Below are 6,886 nucleotides of genomic sequence, written 5' to 3' on the forward strand. Positions count from 1 at the left end.
TCAGCCCCGGCTCGCGGTGCGGTGGGTGCCCATCCGCCCGGTGGTCATCGGCAGGTCGAGGAACGTCTTGATGCCGGGGTCGGGGGCGGTGCACACGTCGGGCACCGCGTTGACGCAGTGGTAGCCGACGGTGCTCAGGCCCTGGGCGGTCTTCTCCGGCTGGGTCAGGTGCGGCGCGAGCTCGATGTCGACGACCAGCTCGACATCGCCTTCGATGTGGATGCGCCAGCCCGACGCCCGGGGGATGTCCCTCCGCGACTCCAGCCGCGACATCGACACGTCGTCCATGAACCACACCTGCTCCTGCACGATCTCGGTGCCCTCGCGGGTGCGGCCGATGTGGCGGTAGTTGTTGAGTCCGATGGTTCCTTTCTCGATGGTTCCGGCGGCGGTCTCGATCGTCTCCTTGGCCAGGATGAAGTCGTGCTGCTGCTCGTAGTCGACCACCTCGCTGCCCAGACCCTCGGCGATCATCTCGATCGGCTCGTACCAGAAGCTGGTCAGCATCGCCTTGATCGGGTTGTTGCGCGCCTCCTCGGGCGTCTTACCGAGGTTCATCAGCTCGCGGATGACCGCCGCCGAGGAGTAGTCGCGGCAGTCGCCGTACTCGGTCATGGTGATCCGGTCGATGCGGTTGCACCATCCGCTGAACGTCAGCGGGAAGCGCTCGGCGACCCCGCCGGGGTTGGTGCCCGAGGCGTGCAGGTTCACCCCGCCGGCCCGGCACGCCTCGGTCAGCCGCGCGGTGCTCTGGGGGTCCTGGATGAACGGGAACCAGTACGGGCAGGGGGTGACGATGTGGATCCCGGCGCTCAGGATGCGGCACATCTCCCCGACGTCCCACGGCATCGGGCAGTACACGATGCAATCGGGCGCCAGGGCCAGGATCTCCTCGGTGTCCTGGGTGGCGATCACCCCGGTCGGGGACGACCCGATCAGGTCACCGGCGTCGCGGCCCTTCTTCTCGTCGCTGTAGACGCGCACCCCCACCAGCTCGAGTTGCGGATGGGCGAGGATCCGACGCAGCGCCGCGGTGCCCACCACGCCGGTGGCCCAAGCGACCGTGCGAAAGCGCCGGGAGTCGGTCATTCCCGGGAAACTACACCCCGCCGGCCCGGTCGGCGGCCCAGTCGGCGGCCCGGGCGGGCGCGACGATGAGCGGCACGGCGATCAGCCAAAGGACGGCGAACACCTCGCCGCCGACGGACGCCCGGCCAGACGCTCAAACGCCGATGCGGCGGATGCGACCGACCTAGCATGGCAGGCACTCGACAGACTCACCGGCTCGAAGGACTCAAGGGAGAGTGCCCGCCATGATCGATCGCGACAAGCCGTGGTTCAAGCTCTACGACAAGGGCGTCCCCTACTCGGTGATCTACCCCCCGCTGTCGATCAAGCAGATGTTCAACTCCTGCGCCGAGACCCACCCCGACCGTGACTATCTGGTCATCAACGACATGCGCCTGCCCTACGGGCTGGTCAACACGATGGCGCGCAAGGCCGCCAACGCGCTGATCGCCCTGGGCGTGAAGAAGGGCGACCGGGTGGCGCTGATGTCGCCCAACGTGCCGCAGTACGTCATCGCCTTCCAGGCCTGCGCCAAGATCGGCGCGATCGTGGTGCAGGTCAACCCGCTCGCCGCCGCACCCGAGGTGCACCACTACGTGCGCGACAGCGGGGCCGAGACGCTCATCGTGATGGCGGCCTTCGCCGGCGGCCCGATCTCGATCCTCAACGCCAAGGACACCCCGCTGCGCAACGTGATCACCTTCCAGGTGCCCTCGGGGACCGTGGAGGTCGAGAGCGCGCCGGGCGTGCACGACTTCAACGACCTCGTCGGCGCCGCGGCGGACTCCGAACCCGACGCCGACATCCGCGGCTCGGACATCCTGATGCTGCAGTACACCGGCGGCACCACCGGGCTGTCGAAGGGCTGCGTGCTGACCAACGACAACCTGGTGGCGATCGCCTATCAGGAGAACTACTGGATGAGCCCGCTGATCGGCACGGACGAGCCGCTGCGCGCCCTGGCGGCGGTGCCGATCTACCACATCTACGGCTTCAACATGAACGTCAACGCCAACCACGTCAGCGGCGGGACCATCATCATGGTTCCGCAGCCCAGCGTCGACAACGTGCTGGAGGCGATCAACAAGCACGAGCCCAATCTGTTCCCGGCCGTACCCGCCATGATCATCGGCCTCAACCAGCATCCCGACATCGCCACCTCCAAGATCGGGTCGGTCAAGGCGGTCGTCTCCGGTTCGGCGCCGCTGCCGCTGGAGGCGATGAAGACCTTCGAGGCGCTCTCCGGCGCGCTGATCTTCGAGGGGTACGGGATGTCGGAGACCTCCAACATCGTCACCGCCAACCCCCTGTTCACCGTCCGCAAACCGGGCGGGGTCGGGATTCCCTTCCCGGACAACGACGTGCGCATCGTCGACCTTGAGGACCCCGACAAGGAAATGCCCCTCGGCGAGCCCGGCGAGCTGCTCTGCAAGGGCCCGACCGTCATGCGGGAGTACTGGAACAATCCGGCCGAGACCGAGAAGACCTTCCGGGACGGCTGGCTGCTCACCGGCGACATCGCCTACATGGACACCGACGGCCACGTCTTCATCGTCGACCGCAAGAAGGACATGATCCTCTCCAGCGGGTTCAACGTCTATCCGCGCGAGATCGACGAACTGATGTACACCCACCCGAAGGTGTTGCAGGCCTGCTCGTTCGGCATTCCCGACGAGAAGCGCGGCGAGAGCCTCAAACTCGCGCTGGTGCTCAAGCCCGGCCAGGAGATGACCGAGGACGAGGTCCGCGAGTTCTGCAAGGCCAACCTGTCCGGCTACAAGGTGCCCAAGCAGGTCGTCTTCATGGCCGAGCTGCCGGTCACCTCGGTGGGCAAGCCCGACCGCAAGAAGCTGCGGCAGCTGGAACTCGCCGGCACCGACTGACACCGGTCAGCCCAGATAGCGCGACTCCAGCACGAGGTCGGGTAGCGCGGTGTACTCCAGGTGGGATTTGTGCTCCACGGTGTCCCAGCTGGTGCCCTGCCGCTCGCGCAGGTAGGCCCGGTACTTCGGTGAGCCGGGCACCAGCACGTTGTCGGCGACCACGATGCTGCCCGGATGCAGCCAGCCGCGCCCGGTGATGCTCAGCAGATCCGGCAGGTAGGCGTTCTTGTCGTGGTCGACGAACACGAAGTCCAGCGCGCCTGCGGTGAACCCGTGCCCGGCCAGCACGTCGAGGGTCGCCCCGCCGTCGCCGATGCGGCCCACCACGCACGTCACCCGGTCCCCGACGCCGGCGTGCGCCCAGATCCGCCGCGCGTTGGCGGCGTTGACTTCCGACATCTCCACCGAGAACACCCGGGCACCCGGGGCCGCGCGGGCGATCCGCAGCGCCCCGTACCCGCAGTAGGTCCCCAGTTCCAGCGCCAGGCGCGCCTGTGAGCGGCGCACCGCGGCGTCGAGCAGCAACCCCTTCTCGTCGCCGACGTTGATCAGGATGGACTGCGAGCGGGCGAAGCGGTCGATGGTCGCGATCGCATCGTCGACATCGCCGGGGCGGGCGTTGGCGAGCACGAATTCGACCGCGGCCGCCTCCCGACCGTCACCCACCTGACCGGAGCGCAGGATGCTGGGCATCCCGATCACCAGCCGCCAGGCCGACCAGCGCAGGAAGGGAAACCGACTCTTCAGGCTCATGCGTTGCTGCTCCGTCCCGGTTTCTCCCGATTTTGCCACCGCGGGCCGCTGACTCGGCAACGATCACCGCATGACCGCCACGGACGACCGCACCGACGACGGGACGGACGACCGCGCGCACGACCGTACGAACGACGGTATCGCGGCCATCGACGACTGGGTCGCCGGCTACGTCCGGCGCCACCCGCGGGCCGCCATCACGACCCTGGGCGATCAGGCCGTGCTGGCGGTGCGCACCGTCCAGACACTGTTCGTCGACCTGTTCACCCGGCAGTTCCAGTGGCAGGAGTTCATCCGCCAGGCCGCCTTCATGGCCGGCACGTCGGTGGTGCCGACCATCTTCGTCGCACTGCCGATCGGCGTGACGCTCTCGGTGCAGTTCGCGCTGCTGGCCGGGCAGGTCGGCGCCACCTCGCTGGCCGGCGCGGCCAGCGGCCTGGCCGTCATCCGGCAGGCCGCATCGCTGGTGGCCGCGATCCTGATGGCCTCGGCGGTCGGCTCGGCCATCACCGCCGATCTGGGCTCGCGCAAAATCCGCGACGAGATCGAAGCCCTCGAGGTGATGGGTATCTCGATCGTGCAGCGACTGGTGGTGCCCCGGTTTCTGGCCGCGATCGTCATCGGCGTCGCGCTGACCGGTCTGGTGTGCTTCACCGGCTTTCTGGCCAGCTATCTGTTCAACGTCTACTTCCAGCACGGCGCGCCCGGCAGTTTCGTCGCGACCTTCGCCTCCTTCACCACCACCGCGGACATGAAACTGGCGTTGATCAAAGCCGTCGTCTACGGGGCGATCGTGGCGATCGTGTCCTGCGAGAAGGGCCTGTCCACCCGGGGCGGGTCGATCGGCGTCGCAAACTCGGTCAACGCCGCGGTGGTCGAGTCGATCCTGCTGCTGATGATCGTCAACGTCGCGATCAGCCAGCTCTACATCATCCTGTTCCCCCGGACCGGGCTGTAGCGCGATGGCCCGAAACCCGACCCCGCCGGTTCTGGTCCCGCTGGAACGCGCCGCCGACGCCGCCGCCGGACCGATCTTCAAGCTCGGGCACATCCTGGTGTTCTCCGGCCGCGCGATCGCCGGGGTGCCGGTCGTGCTGCGCAGCTACCGCAAGGAGTACTCCCGGCTGCTCTCCGACGTCGCCTGGGGCAACGGGTCGCTGGTCGTCGGCGGCGGAACCGCCGGCGTCGCGGTGGTCCTCGGCATCGTGGTGGGCGTCATGGTCGGCATCGAGGGCTACAACTTCCTGCAGCTGCTCGGCCTGGGCCCGGCGGTGGGGATCATCTCCTCGCTGGTCAACACCCGCGAACTGGCCCCGATCGCCGCGGCCCTGGCCTTCGCCACCCAGAGCGGCTGCCGGTTCACCGCCCAGCTGGGCGCGATGCGCATCTCCGAGGAGATCGACGCCCTGGACTCGATGGCGATCCGCCCCATCCCCTACATGGTGACCACGCGGCTGATGGCCTCGATCACCGCGATCCTTCCGCTCTACGTGGTGTGCCTGAGCATCAGCTACCTGAGCACCCAGGTGGTCGTCGCGCTGATCAGCGGCGGCTCGCTCGGCGGCTACATGCACTACTTCGGTCTGATGCTCTCGGGCACCGAGATCATCTACTCGGTGATCAAGTGCGTGGTGTTCGTGGCGATCGCCTCGGTGCTGCAGTGCTACTACGGCTTCTATGCCAGCGGCGGGCCGGAGGGCGTCGGGGTGGCCGCCGGGCACGCGATGCGCGCCGCCATCACCGTCGTGGTGATCGTCAACATGCTGCTCACCATGGCCATGTTCAGCCTGTCCTCCGGCGCGAGGTTCGGCGGCTGATGGCGCCGCGGACCTTCGACCTCAGCGGCCGCGGGCCCTCAGCCCGCCAGCTGTTCGTCTCCGGGGTGGCGGTGATCGCCGCCTCGGCCGTCGTGGTGACGCTGCTGGTGGCCAAGTCCACCGGCCGGCTGGAGAACTACACCCGCATCGTCGCCGAAATGACCAACGTCGGCGACGGCCTGCCCGCCCGGTCCGACGTGCGCTACCACGGGCTATTGGTCGGCACGGTCAACAACGTCGTTCCCGCCACGTTCGGCAAACCCAACCTCGTGCACATCGACCTCGACGCGAGCTACGCCGCGGCGATCCCCAAGACGATCACCGCGCGGGTGGTGCCCAGCAACGTGTTCGCGGTGTCGGGCGTCGAGCTCGTCGACAACGGCGACGCGCCCGCCATCACCACCGGCGATCGCATCACCGAGGACACCACGCTGCCCACGGTGCTGTTCCAGACCACGATCAGCAAGCTGCGCGACATCCTGTTCGCCACCGGGCGCGGCCGTGACGACCAGACCCTGGGAGTCCTGGCCGCACTCGGCGCGGCCACCCACGACCGGCGCCCGCAGCTGCTGCAGGCCGGTGCGCAACTCGACCGGATCGTCAACCAGCTCAACGCGGTGGTGGCCACCGACGACACCACCCCGTCCATGCTCAGCGCGCTAATCGGTGCGGCCGAGGGACTGCAGCAGAGCGCTCCGGACCTGCTCGACGCGCTGCACCGGGCGGTGGTGCCGATGCGGACCCTCGCCGAGCAGCGCGCGCAGCTCGACTCGATGCTCACCGCTGGCTCGAGCACCCTGGGCACCACCCGCACCGCACTGTCCAACCACATCGACCAGATGATCACCATCGGCAGGCAGCTCACCCCGGTGACCGGCGTGCTGGCGCAGAAGGCGGGTAACCTGCTGCCCGGATTCCAGAAGCTGCGGACCCTCACCGACAAGTTCGACGAGGGCTGGGTGTTCGACATGGACTCGTTCAACCTGCGGGCGAACCTGGCGCTGACCCCGACGTATTCCTACACCCGTGCGGACTGCCCGCAGTACGGCGAGCTGAAGGGCCCGAGCTGCTTCACCGCGCCGCTGATCGCGGTGCGCCCGGATCTGCCCGAGGTGCTGCTGCCGCAGAACTACCAGCCGCCGCCGGACCTGATTCCGCCGGCCGGAACCGTGGTCGGCCCCAGCGGCAACCTGGTCGCGGTGGGTCCCCCGCTGCTGTCGCCCCACGGGCCCAACCTGGTCGACCCGAACCCGCCGCTGTCCGAGGGCATCGGCACCGGAATCCTCGGCGGCGTCGGCCCGCCGATGGCCCCGGCCCCGCCGGTGCCCGGCACCGCCAACCCGGCCTTCACCGGGCCGGTTCCGC

The 6,886-nt window shown here is 68.6% G+C and carries 6 protein-coding genes; 4 read left to right on the plus strand and 2 right to left on the minus strand.

The window, feature by feature from the left end:
• Complete coding sequence (locus ACKOB8_RS06195) at nucleotides 1–1,089, minus strand: NAD(P)H-dependent amine dehydrogenase family protein (protein ID WP_526376336.1); 1,089 nt, start codon at nucleotides 1,087–1,089, stop codon at nucleotides 1–3.
• Between the two features lie 224 nt (nucleotides 1,090–1,313).
• Between ACKOB8_RS06195 and ACKOB8_RS06200 the strand changes: the two genes are divergently transcribed.
• Entirely contained in the window at nucleotides 1,314–2,951 is a 1,638-nt protein-coding gene (locus ACKOB8_RS06200; RefSeq protein WP_526376337.1) for a long-chain-fatty-acid--CoA ligase, read from the plus strand.
• Nucleotides 2,952–2,957: 6 nt separating this feature from the next.
• Here the strand turns inward: ACKOB8_RS06200 and ACKOB8_RS06205 are convergent, their stop codons facing one another.
• Nucleotides 2,958–3,704 (minus strand): O-methyltransferase, encoded by a 747-nt coding sequence (locus ACKOB8_RS06205; protein WP_526376338.1) that lies wholly within the window; start codon nucleotides 3,702–3,704, stop codon nucleotides 2,958–2,960.
• A gap of 70 nt (nucleotides 3,705–3,774) precedes the next feature.
• Between ACKOB8_RS06205 and ACKOB8_RS06210 the strand changes: the two genes are divergently transcribed.
• The 3 genes from ACKOB8_RS06210 to ACKOB8_RS06220 form a co-directional block, all read left to right on the plus strand.
• The gene (locus ACKOB8_RS06210; RefSeq protein WP_526376339.1) at nucleotides 3,775–4,662 is read left to right on the plus strand and encodes an MlaE family ABC transporter permease; all 888 of its coding nucleotides are present in this window, start codon (nucleotides 3,775–3,777) and stop codon (nucleotides 4,660–4,662) included.
• 4 nt (nucleotides 4,663–4,666) lie between these two features.
• Nucleotides 4,667–5,521 (plus strand): MlaE family ABC transporter permease, encoded by an 855-nt coding sequence (locus ACKOB8_RS06215; RefSeq protein ID WP_526376340.1) that lies wholly within the window; start codon nucleotides 4,667–4,669, stop codon nucleotides 5,519–5,521.
• Nucleotides 5,521–6,886 (plus strand): MlaD family protein (locus tag ACKOB8_RS06220; RefSeq protein WP_526376341.1); only part of this gene is annotated, 1,366 nt, incomplete at its 3' end. The genes ACKOB8_RS06215 and ACKOB8_RS06220, both read left to right, overlap by 1 nt.

Origin of the sequence: Mycobacterium sp. (genome assembly GCF_046091765.1) — a bacterium.
Lineage (GTDB): Bacteria > Actinomycetota > Actinomycetes > Mycobacteriales > Mycobacteriaceae > Mycobacterium.

What these genes read in the sequence shown, in the direction of transcription:
- ACKOB8_RS06195 (WP_526376336.1), bottom strand. Translation starts at nt 1,089, where the DNA reads ATGACCGACTCCCGGCGCTTTCGCACGGTCGCTTGGGCCACCGGCGTG.
- ACKOB8_RS06200 (WP_526376337.1), top strand. Translation starts at nt 1,314, where the DNA reads ATGATCGATCGCGACAAGCCGTGGTTCAAGCTCTACGACAAGGGCGTC.
- ACKOB8_RS06205 (WP_526376338.1), bottom strand. Translation starts at nt 3,704, where the DNA reads ATGAGCCTGAAGAGTCGGTTTCCCTTCCTGCGCTGGTCGGCCTGGCGG.
- ACKOB8_RS06210 (WP_526376339.1), top strand. Translation starts at nt 3,775, where the DNA reads ATGACCGCCACGGACGACCGCACCGACGACGGGACGGACGACCGCGCG.
- ACKOB8_RS06215 (WP_526376340.1), top strand. Translation starts at nt 4,667, where the DNA reads ATGGCCCGAAACCCGACCCCGCCGGTTCTGGTCCCGCTGGAACGCGCC.